Below are 17,656 nucleotides of genomic sequence, written 5' to 3' on the forward strand. Positions count from 1 at the left end.
TGCCAGTACCATAGGCACTAAATAAGATTGTTGAGACGTTGTACAGTCAAAATGCTCCTAATCAGAGCAGCTGTCCAGTTTCCCCACTTTTACATTTTGTAATATTCAATGAGAAAGATTTTCATTTTCTCTTTGCTTAGCACGCTGGCTTTGGGCTCTTGCCGCACCAAATGTCCCGCTTACTCGGCTACTAAACCCGCTACTCAGGTAGCTACCGCCATTACGGCTAGTGCCGCTCTCACTACCCCTGAGCGACAGTGAAGAACACGCGTGGGCTCCCCCACGCAGTAGCGGAAGAATAGCGGCGGGGTGCTCGGCACCAAGGAAGCAAGCTAGGTTTATGAGAAGCTAGCACTGGTAGGAGGCACTGAAGAAGTTACTAAAGCAGACAATTTGGCACCTTCCTAGTAGCAGTTACATGTTACTGGCGGGCGGCTTTCTGTATCTAGTAGGCGGTAGCCAAAATAAGGTCGGTAGCGGCGAGCAAGTCGGCTACGTGGGGCTGGTAGGTGGTAGCTTCTGAGTAACCCACCAAGATTCCGCGTACGCCTACCCGAGCGCCGGCTTCCATGTCGCGGTACCGGTCGCCAATCATCCAGCTTTGGGCAGGATTAAGGTGAAACCGGGCCATGGCCTTCTCGAGCATGAGGGAGCCTGGCTTGCGCGATAACGACTCTGACACGCTAGGATGGCCCGGGGCGAAATAGAAGGCATCTATCAGCCCTTGGCAGGCCTGCTGAAGCTTTTGATGGCACGCCTCTACCTCGGTGGCGGAATACAGTTGCTTGGCAATACCCGCTTGGTTAGTGACAACGATAAGATAGTAGCCAGCCTGCTTCAGTCGGGCTAGGCTCTCGGGTACGCCAGGCAGCACCACAAATTTCTCTACTTCCCACACGTAGTCTCCAATTTCGGCATTTAGTACACCGTCTCGGTCCAGAAATACCGCTTTATTGGGAGCATAAGTCATAAGGCAAGCAGAAAAGAAGGGTGAAAGGGAAGCGAAACTAGCTAAATAGCGGCGCCAAAGGTACGGGGTGCCTACCTTTGCACCCTGCTACTTCCTACCCTATCACCTCCTTACTTTTTCAAGAAATGACCATAGCCATTTTGGGCGGCGGCATTTCGGGCCTCACCTTGGCCTGGTACCTGCAGCGGGCCGGCGCCGACTACGACCTGTATGAAGCGGCCGCCCGGCCCGGAGGCACCGTGCGCACCGAACGCCACGGCGACTATTTGCTGGAAACAGGTCCCAATTCTCTTTTGCTCAGCCCCGAGCTGGATCAATTGCTACAGGGCTTGAACCTGACGAGCCAGATGCAAGACGCAGCGGCCGTCAGCCAAAACCGCTATGTGCTTAAGAATGGCAGCTACCAGAAGTTACCTGGTACGCCTCCGGCCCTACTCACGGGCAAGTTTTTCGGCCTGAAAACCAAGTTTAACCTATTGCGTGAGCTGACCCGCCCCGCAGCCCCCGCGGGTACGCCCGAAACACTGGCGGCCTTTTTCCGTCGTCGGTTTGGGTCGGAGGTAACGGACTACGCGCTCAACCCATTCATTGCTGGTATTTACGCCGGCGACCCGGAGCAGCTGCTGGTACAGCATACGTTTCCGCAACTGGCCGCCATGGAGCAGCAGCACGGTTCCGTGTTGCGTGGGCTCATGAAAAGCAAAGGCGGTGCCGGGCGCCGGCGCACCTTTACGCTGCACGGTGGCCTTCAAACGCTTACCGACACGCTGGCCCGGCAGCTACGGCGCGCTCACTTTAGCCACGGCATCACGGGGCTACACCGCCGCACTGATGATGGCCGGTGGGCGCTGGAAACTACTGGCGGCCCAGGCTTCCGCCTCTACGACCATGTAGTGCTGGCCCTACCCACGTATACGGCGGCCGACTTGCTGCGCCCCCAGTTTTCAGCGGCGGCTGAGGCTTTGGAGCAGGTACACTACCCGCCCATGACGGCTATCTACTCGGCGTACGACCGCGTGGCGGTGCAGCACCCACTCGATGGTTTTGGCGCCCTGCACCCCCGCGTAGAGCAGCCTTATGCCGCTGGTAGCATCTGGACTAGCTCCATCTTTCCTGACCGGGCCCCGGCCGGACAAGTGCTGTTCACGACCTTCGTGGGAGGCAGCCAGTACGAAGAGCAGGCCCGCCAGCCTGCCGAAACGCAGAAAGCAGCCGTGCACGCCGAACTAAGTCGGTTCTATGGCATTCAAGCTGCTCCTGTGTGGCAGTACCGCTACTACTGGGAGCGGGCTATTCCGCAGTTCGACCACCGGATTGGGCCTGCTCGGGCGGCGGTGGCAGCCTTGGCTGAACATGGCCTGCATGCCACGGCCAACTGGCAAGCCGGCGTGGGCGTCCCCGATTGCATTCGTCACGCTCAGCAGCTAGCCCAACAGCTCATGCGCTAGCACAGCCAGTATCTAAACCACGACCATCTTAGGCACCTACCAGATCGTGCGCGTAAGCAAACTTCTTGGGGTGGTCCTGTTGTTGGACTTCTGAGGGCCGAAGCAACGCTTGGTGGATAGCGGGCATCTATGCTATCCACGACGGCGTTTCTACCGTCCTTTGTACTCAGTACACTTCTTCTTATTCTTGCCTTTAGCGGCTTCCGAAACTGACACTCTTGTTCAGGTTGCTGCGTGGGCACTTCCGCCAAACCCCTACCTTTGGCCCCATGAATGACGGGCTTGTCCTAATACCGACTTATAACGAGCGTGAGAACATAGAATTGATTCTCCGTAAGGTATTTTCCTTGCCCAAAGCCTTCGATGTGCTCATCATCGATGATGGCTCTCCCGACGGCACGGCAGCAATTGTGCGCGAGCTACTACCGGAGTTTGCGGGCCGGCTATTTCTAGAGGAGCGCACCGGCAAGCTTGGCTTGGGTACGGCCTATATCCACGGCTTCAACTGGGCCCTGGCCCGGGGCTATGAGTACGTGTTTGAGATGGACGCCGACTTTTCCCATAACCCCGACGACCTGATTCGCCTCTACGATACGTGTGCTCATCAGCACTACGACCTGGCCATTGGGTCGCGCTACATCCAGGGAGTAAACGTGGTCAACTGGCCTATGGACCGCGTGCTTATGTCTTGGTTTGCGTCGGCGTATGTGCGCTTTATTACGCGCATGCCCATTATGGATGCTACGGCGGGCTTTAAGTGCTACACGGCCCGCGTGCTGCGCACCATCCTGCAAAACCGGATTCAGTTTGTAGGGTACGCCTTCCAGATTGAAATGAAGTGGCTGGCTTACAAGTATGGCTTCCGGGTTAAAGAAGTGCCTATCATCTTCACCGACCGCACCCGAGGTGCTTCCAAAATGAGTAAGGGCATCTTCAAAGAAGCCTTCTTTGGAGTCGTGCAGTTGAAGGTTGCCAGTTGGTTCCGGCGCTTTGAGCGGACGGCACCCGAGCCCATAGTGACCGGCTCAACCGACCAGTTGTCAGCTACTTCCGCAACCCCATACCCCGAATCCCGGTAAGCGAGAAAGGCCAGCGGCTTACTTTTGAGAAAAGTCGCACATCTTTTCCGCTACGCATGGAAATAAGTCCGCTATTCTGGGTTGCCTTCAACGCATTCGTGCTGGCGCTACTGTTGCTAGACCTACTGGTATTCAACCGCAACGCCCACGTGGTGCGCATGCGCGAAGCCTTGGGCTGGAGCGTCTTCTGGATCATCCTGTCGCTGTCGTTCAATGCGTTGGTGTACCGCTGGCTGGGCAAGCAGGCAGCTATGGAGTTCCTCACGGGCTACCTCATTGAGAAGTCTTTGAGCGTTGACAATCTATTCGTCTTTCTGCTCATCTTCTCCTACTTCAAAGTTCCGCCCCAATACCAGCATAAGATCTTGTTCTGGGGCATTATTGGAGCACTGGTGCTACGCGCGGCCTTTATCCTGATTGGGGCGGCTCTGCTGGCCAAGTTCCACTTCCTGCTGTACTTCCTTGGGGCTTTCCTGGTGTATACTGGCGTGAAGATGGCCGCTAGTGCCGGCGAACCGGAAATAGACCCCGATAGCAACCCAGTGGTAAAGTTTCTGGGCCGCCACCTCCCCATTACTAGCCGCCTGCACGAGGGCAAGTTTTTTGTGCGTCAAGATGGCCTGCGCTACGCTACTCCGCTGTTTGTGGTACTGGTGATGGTAGAAACAACTGATGTTGTCTTTGCCGCCGACTCTATCCCCGCCATCCTGGCCGTCTCGCGCGACACATTTATTGTGTACACTTCCAATGTGTTTGCCCTGCTAGGTTTGCGGGCCCTGTATTTTGCCCTAGAGGGCCTGATGCGCCTGTTCCACTACCTGCACTATGGCCTGTCGCTTATTCTCATCTTCATTGGGGGCAAGCTGCTGGTATCAGAAATCTACCACGTATCTATGGGCTTATCCTTGGGTATCGTTGGGCTAATTCTGGCGGGGTCAGTAGGTCTGTCGCTTCTCTTCCCGAAGAAGCCGGAGGAAGAAACCTTTCCTAGAACGTCACGAGAATAGAGCATAAAAAAGGCCGGCTACTTAATGTAGCCGGCCTTTTTTACGTCATAGTTTAGTTGTTAGGCGGGGTAGCTGGCTGCGTGGGCGGTGCTCCCTGATTCACCCCCGCGTCGGGGGCAGCGGCGCCGCCTAGCAGGTCGATCAGGTTCAGGGGCTCGTATTGCGAGGAATCTGCCGCTACGGTTGTGCGGACGGTGTCGCGGGTAGCCCGCACGATGTATTTACGCGCCGGACCATTGAAGGCCACGAAATTTCCCAGCCCCTCGTACTCGCCCTGCGAAATGTAGCCCTTGCGGGCCATCAGCTGCGCAATAAGGCGGTGGAAATACCGGGCGCTACCCCGCATTTCGCCGTACTGGTTGAACCCGTTGCGGTAGTACTTCGGGCGGGGAATTATACTAGCCAAGAACAAACTCTCGGAGAGGTTTAGGTTGGCTGGCTGCTTGTCGAAGTAGAACTCGGCGGCTTCAGCAACCCCGTAAATTTTGGGGCCCCATTCAATAATGTTCAAGTACACTTCCAGCATGCGCTCCTTCGAAGCCAAGCGCGTGTTTTCGATAATCCACACAATCAGGGCCTCTTCCACCTTGCGGACGATGGTCTTCTTGCGGGTGAGAAACACATTTTTCACCAGCTGCATAGAGATGGTACTACCGCCCCGGGCGAAGCGCCGCTCCTTGAAGTTCTGAATGGCCGACTTCACAAATGCCTTCTCCATGAACCCCCGGTGCGACATAAAGCGGGGGTCCTCCGCCGTCATGATGGCATACTTGAGGTAGTCGGCTACCTCATTGTAGGGCGTGAACTCCGGATTTGAGGAGCCCACCAGGAAGGTTTTCACCGAGTCGCCTTTGTCGTTATAGGCCGTGTAGGGGAACTCCTCGTTCAGCTTGTTCAGGTTCTCGCGCCCGAAGCGAGTAATACGGAACTTGGTACCGCGCAGCCCAGAGTTGAACCGCAGGCTGTCCAGCTTATTCATGTCTAGGTCGGCGCTGAGGCTGTACTTGAGCGTGCCTTCGCCCTGGGTGCCTTCCAAGGTTTCAAACATTCCTTCGGGTAGGGAGGCGAAGAAATCGTTGGTGGGAGTCTCGCTAGACTCCACGTTCAGCTTCACCTGCATACCCGCCATAAACTGGCTGCGGCTGGTAAGGCCATTGATTTCCTTGCCAATTACCCGCTGGTTTACGGGCAACCGGCGCACGGAAAACTCGGGGAAGAACTCCATCCGATTCAGCAGCACCCGTGTCCCTTTCTCCAAAGCAAAGGCATCTTGCCCTAGCCGAGCAACGAAGTCGATACCACCACGCGGAAAGCGCACGTCGCTATCGGAGAGCTTGGGGTGGTTTACGATGAAGTTCGCCGCCGACGCGGTGCCTTTCACGGTTAGCTCGTCGTCGCTGAAGTCTTTGCCCGTTAGGCTCACCCGCACGGTGTCAAACTGCACCCGGGCTCCGTACCGGCGCTGCACGTAGGGCAATACCACGGGGCGGCGGTCGAGGGCGAATATCTGCGCATCTACCTCGTAGTCGCCGGCGTCAATGCGCCCCAGCACTCCCACGCGGTTCCGAACCGAGTCGATAACCGCCGTCAGTTGCCCTTTAATATCCCCGTCCTCAATAGCCAGCTCGGGCATTGTGAGCGTAGCCGTGTGGCGTGGGCTCCGGTAGGTGATAAGAAAATTACGAAAATCAGCCTCACCCGGCACGTTATCGAAGGTTGCCTCGAGTAGTTGATTTGCTAACAGACCGTAGTTAGTGCCTTTGGTAGTATCGCGCTTCACTACTGGCTGGCCTTTCTTCCTTTTGTAGAGGAAAGAGTAGTTGTCAGTGCCACTGGCCGTCTTGCGGGCTGTGAGGCTGGCATTGTCGATTTCCAGGTTGCTAAACACCGGACGGCCCGCAAACAAGCTGCGCACGCTCAGGGAAGCCCGCACGGTTTGGGCCCGTAGCAGGGTATCCGTTGTGAGGGCCGTGGGCACCACGCTTACCCCGTCTAGCTGCACCGTATTTAGGTCGGTGAAGCGGGCGGGGCCCAAGGAGAGAGTCACGGGGAATTTACGCTCTACCTTGGCTTTTACTTGCAGCAAGGCGTAGTTCAGCAGCTGTTGCCGCTTGAGCAAAAATATACCAAGGCCCACGGCGAGCAGCACCGCAAGGATGCCAAGGCCGATGCCAATTTTTCGTTTCGTAGCTGGAGTCACGCGAACAGTCAGGAGGAAGGAAACTGCGGCCGGTCCGTACCAGATTCGTGCCGAACCCGCCGCCGCTCAGTAGCAAAGGTAACGAAAAAGGCTCGCGCCTCGACGGCGGGCGCAATGCCATTCCGTACCTTTGGCCCGCCCTGACTAACCTTGCTACTGCCCATGTCGTCTGCTGCCGATTACGCTTTGCTCACTCCACTTACCGCCGTTTCGCCCCTGGATGGGCGCTACCGTCGCGGCACTACTCCCCTAGCGCCTTACTTTTCTGAGCTTGCGCTTATCCGCTACCGAGTGCTGGTGGAGGTCGAATATTTCATTGCTCTGTGCGAATTGCCCCTCCCCCAGCTGGCAGGTGTCGACGCCAACGTGTTTGAGCAACTACGCAGCATCTATAAAGACTTCTCAGTGGCCGATGCCGAAGCGGTAAAAGCCCATGAGCGCGTAACCAACCACGATGTGAAGGCTGTGGAATATTTCTTGCGCGACCAATTTACGGCCCTGGGCCTAGGTCAGCATCTGGAGTTTATTCACTTCGGCCTCACGTCCCAGGACATCAACAACACGGCCATTCCGCTTAGCCTCCAGCATGCCCTGGTTCATACGCTGCTGCCAGCCTACGCTCAGGTGCGTAACAACTTGGCCACGCGCGCTCAGGACTGGGCCACCGTGCCCATGCTGGCGCGCACGCATGGGCAGCCAGCTTCTCCTACCCGCCTAGGTAAGGAGGTAGCCGTATTTGTAGCTCGCCTTGATGCCCAGGTAGAACTACTGGCTCAAGTGCCCTTCGGAGCAAAGTTTGGTGGGGCTACTGGCAATTTCAACGCCCACCATGTGGCCTACCCTGGTACCGACTGGCACGCTTTTGCCCAGCAGTTCGTGGAAGGCCGCTTAGGTTTGAAGCGCAGCCATCCTACCACCCAAATTGAGCACTACGACCACTTGGCGGCCCTGTGCGACGGCCTCAAGCGCCTCAACACCATCCTCATCGACTTGGCCCGCGACGTGTGGCAGTATATTTCCCTGGGCTACTTCCGTCAGACCATTAAGGCTGGTGAGGTGGGGTCTTCGGCCATGCCTCACAAGGTGAACCCCATTGATTTTGAAAATGCTGAGGGCAACCTGGGATTGGCCAACGCTATACTGGAGCACTTATCGGCCAAGCTGCCAATCAGCCGCCTTCAGCGCGACCTCACCGATTCTACCGTACTGCGCAACTTGGGTGTACCGCTCGGCCACACACTCATTGCCCTGCAAGCCTTGCAGCGCGGCCTTGATAAGCTGGCCCTTGACGAAGAAGCTCTGCGCCGCGACCTAGATGCCAACTGGCCGGTAGTGGCCGAGGCCATTCAGACGGTGCTGCGCCGCGAAAACTACCCCGATCCGTACAACGCGCTCAAAGCCCTGACGCGTACCCACGGCCCCATCACCGAGCAGACTATCCGTGAGTTCATTGATACGCTAGAAGTAAGCGAAGAAGTGAAAACCGAACTGCGGGCCATTTCTCCTACCAGCTACGTAGGAGTATAGCTCCACCCGAGCGGAATAGCTGCCGCTCTGCTACTGCCTAAAGCCCGGTCTGGCCTGTTGCCGAATCGGGCTTTTTTCAGTCGTGCTCCTCCCACTTGCTCCTATCTTCTACCTTTGAGCTTGTAATTTCATTCTTGCATGGCTTCTCTCGCCGGTATTACCGTTCATCCAGACTGCCGCCACTTCCGTGGCGATATTCCTTGCCGCCCCAATAAAGAGCATGGCTACCAGTGCGCCAACTGCCCGGTGTATGCACCCATTCAACAGCGCATTCTCATTATTAAGTTGGGGGCTATTGGCGACGTGATTCGGACAACCCCCCTTTTGCGGCGGTTGCGGCAGGAGTATCCGATGGGCAAGATTACCTGGCTTACACTCACGCCCGCCATCCTACCGCAAGGTGAGATTGACGAAGTCCTAAAGTTAGATTTACCGGCCGTACTGCATCTACAGCAACGGGAGTTCGATATTCTACTCAACCTCGATAAGGACAAGGAAGCCTGTGCCTTGCACGACTCCATTCGGGCTACCCAAAAATTTGGCTACACCCTGCACCCCCAGTACGGCGTGGCCTGGCCCAGCAATGCCCTAGCCGACCACAAGTATCTCACGGGCGTATTTGACCAGCTAAGCCTGCAAAACCAAAAGCCTTATGTGCAGGAGATATTTGAACTGTGCGGCTTTGAGTTCCGGGGCGAAGAGTACGTATTCGACACGCACGAAGACAAAGGCTACGACTGGAGCCACCTCCCTACCCATGCCCCGCGCATTGGGCTGAACACCGGCTGCGGAGACCGGTGGACTACTCGCCTGTGGTCAGATGACCAGTGGACTCGACTGATTCAGCAATTGCAGGCCGCGGGCTACGCGCCCGTGCTACTAGGCGGAGAGGCAGAAGACGAACGGAATCGGCGTTTGCATGCAGCCACTGGCGCGGCATACTTAGGCACGTTCCCCTTGGCGCAGTTCATCAACCTGATGTACCAGATGGATGGCATTGTGACCCAAGTAACCATGGCTATGCACATCAGCATCGCGCTACGCAAGCCTACCATCCTGATGAATAATATCTTCAACCCGTACGAGTTTGACCTCTACGACCGCGGCCAACTGGTACAACCCGACCGGCAGTGCGTGTGCTTCTACCGGGGCTCTTGCAAGCTAGGAACTAGCTGCATGGAAGACTTACCGGCTGAAAAGGTATTCGCAGCCGTGCAAGCTAGCGTGCCGATAGCCATTGGGTAGCAAGTTCTAAGGGGTAGCTAGCGGGTACAACCAGCTTATCCCAAGGCACCAACGGGAACAGCGTCTGCCGCCGTTACCATTATTAGTACAGCTTGGGTACCTTGCCCAGGTGCTGATGTGAGGTTGAGGTCTGCATTGAGAACTCGGGCCCGAGCCCTAATACCGGCCAGTCCCATTCCAGTTGATTTGCCTTGCCCCTCTGGCTGGAGCGCGAAACCGCGTCCATCATCGCTCATGCGTAGTTTTAGCACGCCCGCTACCGTGGTAATATCCAGCGTCAGGTGGTGGGCTTGGGCATGCTTAAGCGTGTTGGCAAAGAACTCCTGCACGATGCGGTACAGGGCCAGTTGTGCGCTAACCTCCCACGTTTCCACGCTAGCATCTACTTGCAGATGCACGAGCATTCCCGTGGCTTCTAAGCGCGTAGCGAGCATTGTAACGGCACGGCGAAACCCAAACCGCACCAGCATTGCCGGCGAAATATCACGCACAATGTGGCGCATGTTCTGCACCGTTTCTCCCACTATTTGGCTGGCCTGCTGGGCCATTTCCTGCGCCTGGGGGCTGGCGGCATTAGAACGCAGTTGGTTGATTATTAGCTGTGCAGCAGCCAGTGCCCCACCTATTTCATCGTGCAGGTCTTGGGCAATTCGCTCCCGTTCGGTTTCCTGAGAGGCAACTACCAAGCCTAGCATTGCTTGCTGGTGTTCTAACTCCTGCTGCTGCAGGTTTACCTGCATAGCATGCGCCTTCTTTTGGTAAACCACTATAAAAACAACGATTGCCACTGCTAGCAGCAGCATCACACTAATGCCTGTGAATAATAACCAAGCGAATTCTACTTCCGTGGGCTTATCCACAAGCCATATGCATAGGTACTATACAACAACATGGTTAATACTCCGTGCAACGCCCATATCTGGTAGGACAGTTGCTGAGAATATTTGATGCTGAAGTTGGCAAACGTGTATATCAGAAAATTTCCGGCAAAAAAGATCAGCAAAGCCGTCGAAATCCAAAATACAGGGTCCTTCCATATGTAGAGTACCCGCATTTCTTTAAAGGAAGTATAATAATATAGCAGCACTAATCCTATTACCAGAACGCTTTCCACTGAGCGCCCAATATTATCCACATTATCAGGCTGCCCTAGTCGTCCTATTTCTTCGATAGTCAGCATTCCTATCATTGTAGCTACTACTACCCATCTAAACTTTAGCAGCACGTTATTTTTTATGATGAGGCTATACATCCACACGAGCAAGGCAAACTCAACTCCGATGTATATCGGCCACATAAATAAATTAGATACATGCAGTAGCCAATACACTCGGGATACTAGTTCTGTAAGCAGCGCAAAAAATGTCAGTAAGGCTAGTGGGCGCAGGTTAGCAGGTAGGTGTTTCCATTTTACCGCCCCGACAACGGCTGCTGCTATTTCCGGCACTATTACTAGAAATATAATTACCTGCTCAGTAGTGAAGCCCATGCATGAAGTGTGAGTACAGCAAGGGGTTCAAGCTCTAACTAGCCTTGCTCAGGAATTCGAAACGCTTTACTCTGCTTGAGCTATTAGCAGGTACGAGGACATGGAGAGCTCAAATCGTAGTACCCCTCATCGTCTATGCTGTTGGCTTCGCCCAACTTGGTAGCGTGCAACACTAGCCCGAAAGCGTAGCAAGGCAGCGTAGACGCCTTCTGGCTATTGCCAAGCCCATAGTAGTGATGCAGACCATAGATAATGTGAACAGACAGCTTTTCCTTGGCTAGTCCGAGTGTCGCTACGAACTCTTGTACAGAGTAGTTATACCCGTGTAGAAAGCCATACCGAATGCTAAACACCTCGGCGCCCACGGCACCGTTCCTGCTTATCCAGTTGTACTTCCACAGACCCGTCAAGGATTCCGGTAATTCTTCACCGGGCATATCTAGCGCTTCGCTTTCCGTACTTGGAGTATAAATGCTGGTGGCCTCGCAATACGGAGTTACTCTCTCCCCTGCAGAATCTACCCCGAATAGCAGCAAGCAAAATTGTTTTTCTTCTTTATTTTTTAATCCGAACCTGATTTTAATAGTAGCAATACCTGGCGTAGAAAGCAGATAGGAAATGGTAGAAAAAGAAATTATTCCACCTACTTGAAAAGTATCGCCTTCTACAAAACACTCTAGCTGTTCCGAATTATCTTCTTGCTGAGCCCAATTGGCTACCAGCCTAGCATACTCTGCATCCGAAATAAACTTCGCTTTTTCTTTAATCAGATTTACTTGGTCTTGCATACAAAGGAATTTAGGAGACCAAGGTACATAATCCATTCCCTACAATGTGCTACCGATCTGGCATCTAGCATATGTAAAGAAGACGACTATGCCGGCGTTTTTAGCTAGGAAAAGTAGCTACAGTAATAAGCAACAGTTCTTTTCTAAGCAAACTACATAGTAAGCTAGCGCGCAACCTCTTTCAACACTTTCACCATCTCGCCCCAGGAAAAATCCTTTTTTCGAGCCCATACACCGGCTGTAAATTCAGCTTCGCGCTGATGCTCGTAGAAGTCTACCAAGGCATCCGCTATGGCTTTGGCCGTTGGTGGCACTACGTAGCCCACCTCACCGTTCGGAATTAGCTCGGCTAGTCCGCCCACATCGGTTACTAGCATAGGACGGCTGAAGTGGTAGGCAATCTGGGAAACACCGCTTTGTGTGGCATTTTTATAGGGCTGCACTACTATATCGGCGGCGCAGAAGTAATCCACCACCTTCTCATTTGGGATAAAGTCCGTTGCGCGCACCAAGCGGCCTTCCAACTGGTGCTGGCGTATCAACGCTTCATACGGAGTTGCGTCTTCATAATATTCGCCCGCAATAATGAGTTTGACGGGTAGTCTGGCTAAGCGCTCATCCGCAAAGGCTTCAAGGAGAATATCTAGCCCTTTGTAAGCCCGAATGAAACCGAAGAACAGCAGGTATGCATACTTCGGATCAAGCCCCAAGGCTTGCAAAGCTCCTTGTTTAGGTTTGAGCGGCCCAAAATTATCGTAGAGTGGGTGCGGGCGGTACTGGGCCGGCTGTCGGAAGTGCAACCGCCGTAAATCGGCCAGCACAGAGCGGCTCATGGTTACGAAACCGTGGCAGGCCGAGAGAAAGTACTTGGTCAGGGGCCGGTCGCCAGGGCGCTTTTCGTGGGGGATGACGTTGTCAGTAATTGCCACTACGCGCGTGTGGCGGTTGCGGCGGACCAGCCGCGCTACCACACCCAGGGCTGGGCCCATAAATGGCAACCAGAAGCGGAAAATCACTAAATCGGGCCGTTCTCGGCGCAGCCGGTTTCCTACCGCGTACCAGCTCAGCGGGTTCACAGAGTTCAGGCTCACCTCAATACGAAGGTCGGTGGGCCCGGGCTCGGTGCTAAATTGGGTTTGACCAGGGAAAAGGAAATTCGGATACTGCAACGAGAAAGTAACTAACCGTACCTCGTCGCCTTCCTCTTGGAAGGCCCGGGCCAGCCGCTCATTGTAGGTTGCTAGACCGCCCCGGAGCGGATAGGCTGGTCCGATAATAACGACTTTCATAGTGGCTTCGTGCTAAAACCGGCCTGCTGCCAGAAGCAAAGCACCGAAGTAGCTTTACAATAGGCAACCCGCGGCTATGGGTCATTTTAGATTCAACCGGTCGCGAATGAGGTAGTCGTTTCGGTTCGATCCGCTGAGCTGCACCATTTCGGCTAGAAACCCTGCCAGGAACAGCTGTACGCCAATAATAACGGCTACTAGCGCTAAAAAGAATAGGGGCTGGGCTGTTACGTCGCGGGCGTGCAAGTTTTGGTGGGCAAGCCATACTTTCTCGCTTACCAGCCACAGGGTAATCAGCATCCCCACAATAAATGATAAGGACCCGAGAGTGCCGAAAAAGTGCATAGGACGCCGCCGGAACCGACTCACGAACGTGATGCTCATCAAGTCGAGGAAGCCGTACACGAACCGCTCGAGCCCAAACTTTGTGGTGCCGTACTTACGCTCCTGATGTTGCACCACCTTCTCGCCAATCTTGCGGAAGCCGGCCCATTTGGCAATGACAGGAATATAGCGGTGCATTTCCCCATACACCTCCACGCTCTTCACTACGCGGCTGTCGTAAGCTTTCAGGCCACAGTTGAAGTCGTGCAGCTGAATACCAGAAATCCAGCGCGTCACTCCGTTAAACAGCTTCGTAGGAATTGTTTTGCTCAGAGGATCGTAGCGCTTCTTCTTCCACCCGCTTACCAAATCCAGATTATCCTGGGTAATCATGCGGTAAAGTTCGGGCAGTTCTTCGGGCGAATCTTGCAGATCAGCATCCATGGTGCATACCACGCGGCCCGTCGTTTCCCGAAAGCCTACGTTCAACGCCGCCGACTTTCCATAATTCCGATTGAAGCGAATGCCGCGCAGGTGGGTGTCTGTACTGGCTAATTCCTCAATTACGTCCCAGGAGTCATCCGTGGAGCCATCGTCAATTAGAATTACTTCGTACGTCAACCCATGCTGGCTAAGCACGCGGTTGATCCAACGCGTCAGCTCTGGTAGCGACTCGGCTTCGTTGAGCAAGGGAATAACAATAGACAGCTCAACGGGAAAATGGTGCGGCAGACGCTTACTCAAATTCGGGGCGGGTGTGTTTGGTAAAAGCAGAAATAGCTAAGGTGAGGAAGAACCCCAATAACAGAGCCCCCAGAGCGCCAAATACAATGGAAATAGGGCCTGTACTATACTTAGCAATGGAAGCAATTGCCTGATCAACTTGGGCGCCTTCCATTCCGCGGTCTTCCAGCCGGCTGCGCGTAAGCTCCATGACCCGGTTCATATAGTCAGGGTCTACAAACTTCAGGTAAAGAAAACTAAAAAAGCTGCTTAGCAAGCCCGCCACAGCCGCTAAAACGGCTCCAATACCGAGGCCTTCTCCGTACGACATGAAGCCTCCATTTAGCTGCTTGAATCTTTTATGCGCTAGCACAATACCCACGCCAAGGACAACTCCACTCAACCAACGCAAGGGCGTTTCTGGGTCGCTGATCAATGCCAACTGCAAAAAGGAAACGGCCGTAATGACCAGCCCTGTAATCAATCCGTACCGGAGCCCAACGGTGGTGGGGCTAACTGAAGTAGTTGTGCTGGTCATAGCAGGTAGCAGTGAAGTGCGTAATAGGTAGCGGAAGGTAAATTATTTCCGCAAAAACACTCCTCCTGGAATAGCTAGGATAAAGCCAAGCACGAATTTTTTCAGGAACTCATCCTGCGCGAAGGCTTCAGGAGTGCGCGCAAGGTTGCGCAAGGTTGCCTCATATTGCTGCTTGCCGTTGGCTTCTTTGAAGTACATGTCCTTGGCATTTGCGAGCAACTGGCGCATCTCAGCCAGATGGCTCGCAATAGGCTCCGGGCCGGTTACGCGAGCAAAGGTATACAGGCCCAGCGCCGCCACGACAGCACTAATACCCGCTGTGGCTATCCCTACTCCTAACGACTTCCAAAGTCCTGGGCCATTTGTGTAATAGCGCCGCAGCAACACTTGGCTTACCACAGCAGCAATGGCTGGAAAAAATTGGGACAGGGTCCGCTTAGGACCGTAGGGATTGTTGCCGGTTACATGCAGGAACAGTACCCAAGCAATGCACAATAAGCCAGCACTGACGCCGCATACTACAGCAGTGCGCAATACAGGACTGGGGGAAGACGCAGATTTCAATTGCAGAAAGCTAATGAGCCAGCAAGATACAAGGTCTTTAGGCAACCTACGCCGCTTGGGCAACCGGCGCCACCTTCTGCCGACCACGCACGCGTAGTAAAATTCCTTCTGCTAACAAACATAACAGCGCGCCAAGCAAACAGTAGCGCCATAGTGGTACTCCTACCCGGGTTGCTTTATACTGAGCTGCTACTGATTGCCCTCCACCCGTTTCGTACACTCGAATGTTGGGCCTATTTGAACCTATCAACTGCTTTAACTCGGCCGCTGAATAACTGGTTAAGTCAGATTCGTGTTTATCAAAATTGAAGGCCATTTTTAGCACAGGCTGGCCAGCTCGCGTGAGCGTGTAAAATCCTGGGGTGCGCATGCCCGGCGGTATATCCAGCACTACGCGGGCACCTTGTACGCGTTGGCTTGGGATGTACTCTGCACTGTCGCTAGTAAGTTTGAAAATGCTTTCTTCTCCTGTACTTATCGCATCTGGTAGGCGCACAGACAGCGTGCGTTGGTTCAATCGGTACGCAGGTTGCTGTTCTTGCTGGTAGCTCTGCATAGCCAGTCTATACATGACAGGCACAAATAAGGCATGCCGAGTAAAGTCAGAATACCCATTGCTGAAGGGTGACGCAAACAGGTATACTACCCCTTTTCCGCTGCTAAAACCCGCCAGAAAATCGTCACCATCTCGCAGCCGCAGAATTTCCGTACCAGAACGTGACCAACTAAGTACTGGAGCTGCCTTTGGCATAACCGCCGGTCGGTTCTGCCCAGCAAATACATCTTGGAAGAAAGGATTCTGTCGGTTAGGGGCCGCAACATCCCGAAGCGGAGGTACCCCGCCCTTCGTAGGCTCCCACTGTACGGCACCTACCCCAATAGTTCGGAATAAAGCCGTGTATGAATCGTGTGAAGCGGTAGCGGCCGGTACAATTACAATGGTAGCGCCACGCTGTACCGCTTCTTGAATTTTCTCACGCAGTCCAGCAGAAACCTCTGTTGCTTCTCGTAACAGAATAAGGTTTGCTCGCTCTAAGCCACGGTAATCTCCTGTTCTCGGAGCTAAATGCTGATAAGTAAATAGCGGCTCATTATTGTAGAGCTGTGCCATTAGCCCCTCATTTGCTACCTCCACAACTCGAATTTGAGCAGCAGGCTGCAACGTGAAATAATATGTGTTATCGAAATCAACAGGCGAGTCTTCTACTTCTACCCTGCACTCCTGTAACCACTTATCAGTTAGCCGCACCTTCACCATTGATGTTGTGGTTTGGTGAGCTGGTACCGGTACTCGAAACACTGCTGCCTGCTGCTTGCCTACAAAAACCTTCACAGGACAGTCAGTAGATGTCTGGGCTCCACCGTTGCGCAATCGTACCCGCAAGGTTATATCCGTATTAGCTCGAACAAAAGCATCATCCAACCATACGCTGTCCACAAAGACGTTTGCCGTCGCTTTCCCAGCTAATGGCACTAAGAAGACTTGCTGACTCGAATCAAGGGATGTGAGTTGCTGCTGTGAAAAGCTGTTCTTCTGAAAATCGGAGAAAAGAAACAATGGCCCATTGGTGCGAGCAGCTTGGTCAAGTCCCTGGCTCAGCTGAGCATTCATGCTTAGATTCTGCCCCGTAATCTGGATAGCCTGAACGGCAGCACGATAAGCCTCGCCAGAACCAACGCCTTGGTTATTTCCTACTAGCGCGAATCTAGCTCCCGATGAGAAAGCTAGAGGAAGTTCACTTGCTTCCTGAATAGCATCTTCTACAAGCAGATGGTCACTAATACCTACTTGCTGCATGCTAGCGCTATTATCAACCAATACATTCACTGCCCCTTGTTGACTACGCTGTTCTGGAGCAGGAATGAAAGGCTGAGCGAATAGAAAGACTAGGAATGAGATAAAGCTAATTCTGGCGAGCAGCACTAACAGATGCTTGAGCTTTCTCTGCCGAGCGGTAACCAACTTCACCTCTCGTATAAACTCAACGTTGGTAAATAGAATGCGTTGGGGCCGCCGTAATTCAAATAAATGAATAGCTATAGGAATGCTGATTGCTAACAGCCCAACCAAAAACCACGGATATGTGAAGCTCATCTAAAGAGAGGTAAGTCTAGGCAAAGAGACACAATTTCTCTTTCCAAAACGCATAAGTCCTCAACTCAGTGCTACGCTAAGAGCTGTTTTCTAATAAAACAGACACTGCACATCTGTACACGAATTACAACAAGCTACTGTAACGCTAATACTTTAGACTATAACGTGCTGATTAGCCAGTGCTCGTGATAAAACTGGAGCCTCCCGGCTAGGAAGGCCTCAAACGAGACGAGCCCCCGGCGCATCCCCCTCCTCCCGCTACGGGGAAGTTGGGCGACGCAGCCGGGGGCTCGTCCGCAAAAACAGTAAGGTTGGCGGCGACCTACTCTCCCGCCGGTGAAGGCAGTACCATGGGCGCTCCGGGGCTTAA

16 protein-coding genes and 1 pseudogene are annotated in these 17,656 nt (G+C 53.8%); 6 read left to right on the plus strand and 11 right to left on the minus strand.

Going from position 1 to position 17,656, the window contains the following annotated elements; genetic code table 11:
- Positions 1–108: 108 nt before the first annotated feature.
- A complete protein-coding gene (locus CHB83_RS23825) occupies positions 109–261 on the plus strand; it encodes a hypothetical protein (protein WP_161806917.1) in 153 nt (50 codons plus the stop codon).
- A 184-nt stretch (positions 262–445) separates the two neighbouring features.
- Here CHB83_RS23825 and CHB83_RS12695 read toward each other — a convergent pair whose 3' ends face one another.
- Positions 446–970, minus strand: coding sequence for a D-glycero-alpha-D-manno-heptose-1,7-bisphosphate 7-phosphatase (locus tag CHB83_RS12695; protein WP_089332880.1), 525 nt, complete (start codon positions 968–970; stop codon positions 446–448).
- A 125-nt stretch (positions 971–1,095) separates the two neighbouring features.
- Between CHB83_RS12695 and hemG the strand changes: the two genes are divergently transcribed.
- From hemG to CHB83_RS12710, 3 genes are all read left to right on the plus strand, one after another.
- Complete coding sequence (gene hemG / locus CHB83_RS12700) at positions 1,096–2,418, plus strand: protoporphyrinogen oxidase (protein ID WP_045688933.1); 1,323 nt, start codon at positions 1,096–1,098, stop codon at positions 2,416–2,418.
- 269 nt (positions 2,419–2,687) lie between these two features.
- The gene (locus CHB83_RS12705; RefSeq protein WP_045688945.1) at positions 2,688–3,497 is read left to right on the plus strand and encodes a polyprenol monophosphomannose synthase; all 810 of its coding nucleotides are present in this window, start codon (positions 2,688–2,690) and stop codon (positions 3,495–3,497) included.
- A gap of 56 nt (positions 3,498–3,553) precedes the next feature.
- Positions 3,554–4,504: a TerC family protein gene (locus CHB83_RS12710; RefSeq protein WP_045688934.1), complete on the plus strand. Its 951-nt coding sequence runs from the start codon at positions 3,554–3,556 to the stop codon at positions 4,502–4,504.
- Positions 4,505–4,556: 52 nt separating this feature from the next.
- Here the strand turns inward: CHB83_RS12710 and CHB83_RS12715 are convergent, their stop codons facing one another.
- Entirely contained in the window at positions 4,557–6,704 is a 2,148-nt protein-coding gene (locus tag CHB83_RS12715) for a biosynthetic peptidoglycan transglycosylase (RefSeq protein ID WP_089332881.1), read from the minus strand.
- Positions 6,705–6,866: 162 nt separating this feature from the next.
- Between CHB83_RS12715 and purB the strand changes: the two genes are divergently transcribed.
- Both purB and CHB83_RS12725 read left to right on the plus strand, forming a co-directional pair.
- Positions 6,867–8,231 carry an adenylosuccinate lyase gene (gene purB / locus CHB83_RS12720; RefSeq protein WP_055562493.1) on the plus strand — a complete coding sequence of 455 codons (1,365 nt, stop codon included), beginning with the start codon at positions 6,867–6,869 and terminating at the stop codon, positions 8,229–8,231.
- Between the two features lie 138 nt (positions 8,232–8,369).
- The gene (locus tag CHB83_RS12725) at positions 8,370–9,476 is read left to right on the plus strand and encodes a glycosyltransferase family 9 protein (protein ID WP_089332882.1); all 1,107 of its coding nucleotides are present in this window, start codon (positions 8,370–8,372) and stop codon (positions 9,474–9,476) included.
- A gap of 35 nt (positions 9,477–9,511) precedes the next feature.
- Here the strand turns inward: CHB83_RS12725 and CHB83_RS12730 are convergent, their stop codons facing one another.
- From CHB83_RS12730 to CHB83_RS24390, 9 genes and pseudogenes are all read right to left on the minus strand, one after another.
- A complete protein-coding gene (locus tag CHB83_RS12730) occupies positions 9,512–10,216 on the minus strand; it encodes a sensor histidine kinase (RefSeq protein ID WP_161806916.1) in 705 nt (234 codons plus the stop codon).
- A gap of 98 nt (positions 10,217–10,314) precedes the next feature.
- Positions 10,315–10,965: a hypothetical protein gene (locus CHB83_RS12735; RefSeq protein WP_089332883.1), complete on the minus strand. Its 651-nt coding sequence runs from the start codon at positions 10,963–10,965 to the stop codon at positions 10,315–10,317.
- An 83-nt stretch (positions 10,966–11,048) separates the two neighbouring features.
- The gene (locus CHB83_RS12740; protein ID WP_089332884.1) at positions 11,049–11,753 is read right to left on the minus strand and encodes a hypothetical protein; all 705 of its coding nucleotides are present in this window, start codon (positions 11,751–11,753) and stop codon (positions 11,049–11,051) included.
- 164 nt (positions 11,754–11,917) lie between these two features.
- Positions 11,918–13,042: a glycosyltransferase gene (locus CHB83_RS12745; RefSeq protein ID WP_089332885.1), complete on the minus strand. Its 1,125-nt coding sequence runs from the start codon at positions 13,040–13,042 to the stop codon at positions 11,918–11,920.
- Between the two features lie 81 nt (positions 13,043–13,123).
- Entirely contained in the window at positions 13,124–14,110 is a 987-nt protein-coding gene (locus CHB83_RS12750) for a glycosyltransferase family 2 protein (protein ID WP_045688939.1), read from the minus strand.
- The gene (locus tag CHB83_RS12755; protein WP_045688940.1) at positions 14,103–14,627 is read right to left on the minus strand and encodes a DUF4199 domain-containing protein; all 525 of its coding nucleotides are present in this window, start codon (positions 14,625–14,627) and stop codon (positions 14,103–14,105) included. Before CHB83_RS12755 ends, CHB83_RS12750 begins: the two co-directional genes overlap by 8 nt.
- A 42-nt stretch (positions 14,628–14,669) precedes the next feature.
- A complete protein-coding gene (locus tag CHB83_RS12760) occupies positions 14,670–15,161 on the minus strand; it encodes a DUF4199 domain-containing protein (protein WP_045688941.1) in 492 nt (163 codons plus the stop codon).
- A 76-nt stretch (positions 15,162–15,237) separates the two neighbouring features.
- Positions 15,238–16,989, minus strand: a complete 1,752-nt coding sequence (locus CHB83_RS12765) for a hypothetical protein (RefSeq protein ID WP_245855346.1) — start codon at positions 16,987–16,989, stop codon at positions 15,238–15,240.
- 72 nt (positions 16,990–17,061) lie between these two features.
- Positions 17,062–17,286: pseudogene (locus CHB83_RS24390) on the minus strand (BatA domain-containing protein); the annotation flags it as partial.
- Positions 17,287–17,656 lie beyond the last annotated feature (370 nt).

Source organism: Hymenobacter mucosus, assembly GCF_900188255.1.
In the GTDB taxonomy this organism is placed as follows: Bacteria; Bacteroidota; Bacteroidia; order Cytophagales; family Hymenobacteraceae; genus Hymenobacter; species Hymenobacter mucosus.

Excerpts from the sequence above, each read along its gene's own strand:
- CHB83_RS12725 (WP_089332882.1), top strand. The coding sequence starts at position 8,370 with ATGGCTTCTCTCGCCGGTATTACCGTTCATCCAGACTGCCGCCACTTC.
- CHB83_RS12735 (WP_089332883.1), bottom strand. The coding sequence starts at position 10,965 with ATGGGCTTCACTACTGAGCAGGTAATTATATTTCTAGTAATAGTGCCG.
- CHB83_RS12705 (WP_045688945.1), top strand. The coding sequence starts at position 2,688 with ATGAATGACGGGCTTGTCCTAATACCGACTTATAACGAGCGTGAGAAC.
- CHB83_RS12765 (WP_245855346.1), bottom strand. The coding sequence starts at position 16,989 with ATGCAGCAAGTAGGTATTAGTGACCATCTGCTTGTAGAAGATGCTATT.
- CHB83_RS12710 (WP_045688934.1), top strand. The coding sequence starts at position 3,554 with ATGGAAATAAGTCCGCTATTCTGGGTTGCCTTCAACGCATTCGTGCTG.
- CHB83_RS12745 (WP_089332885.1), bottom strand. The coding sequence starts at position 13,042 with ATGAAAGTCGTTATTATCGGACCAGCCTATCCGCTCCGGGGCGGTCTA.
- CHB83_RS12755 (WP_045688940.1), bottom strand. The coding sequence starts at position 14,627 with ATGACCAGCACAACTACTTCAGTTAGCCCCACCACCGTTGGGCTCCGG.
- hemG (WP_045688933.1), top strand. The coding sequence starts at position 1,096 with ATGACCATAGCCATTTTGGGCGGCGGCATTTCGGGCCTCACCTTGGCC.
- CHB83_RS23825 (WP_161806917.1), top strand. The coding sequence starts at position 109 with ATGAGAAAGATTTTCATTTTCTCTTTGCTTAGCACGCTGGCTTTGGGC.
- CHB83_RS12695 (WP_089332880.1), bottom strand. The coding sequence starts at position 970 with ATGACTTATGCTCCCAATAAAGCGGTATTTCTGGACCGAGACGGTGTA.
- CHB83_RS12740 (WP_089332884.1), bottom strand. The coding sequence starts at position 11,753 with ATGCAAGACCAAGTAAATCTGATTAAAGAAAAAGCGAAGTTTATTTCG.
- CHB83_RS12730 (WP_161806916.1), bottom strand. The coding sequence starts at position 10,216 with ATGCAGGTAAACCTGCAGCAGCAGGAGTTAGAACACCAGCAAGCAATG.
- purB (WP_055562493.1), top strand. The coding sequence starts at position 6,867 with ATGTCGTCTGCTGCCGATTACGCTTTGCTCACTCCACTTACCGCCGTT.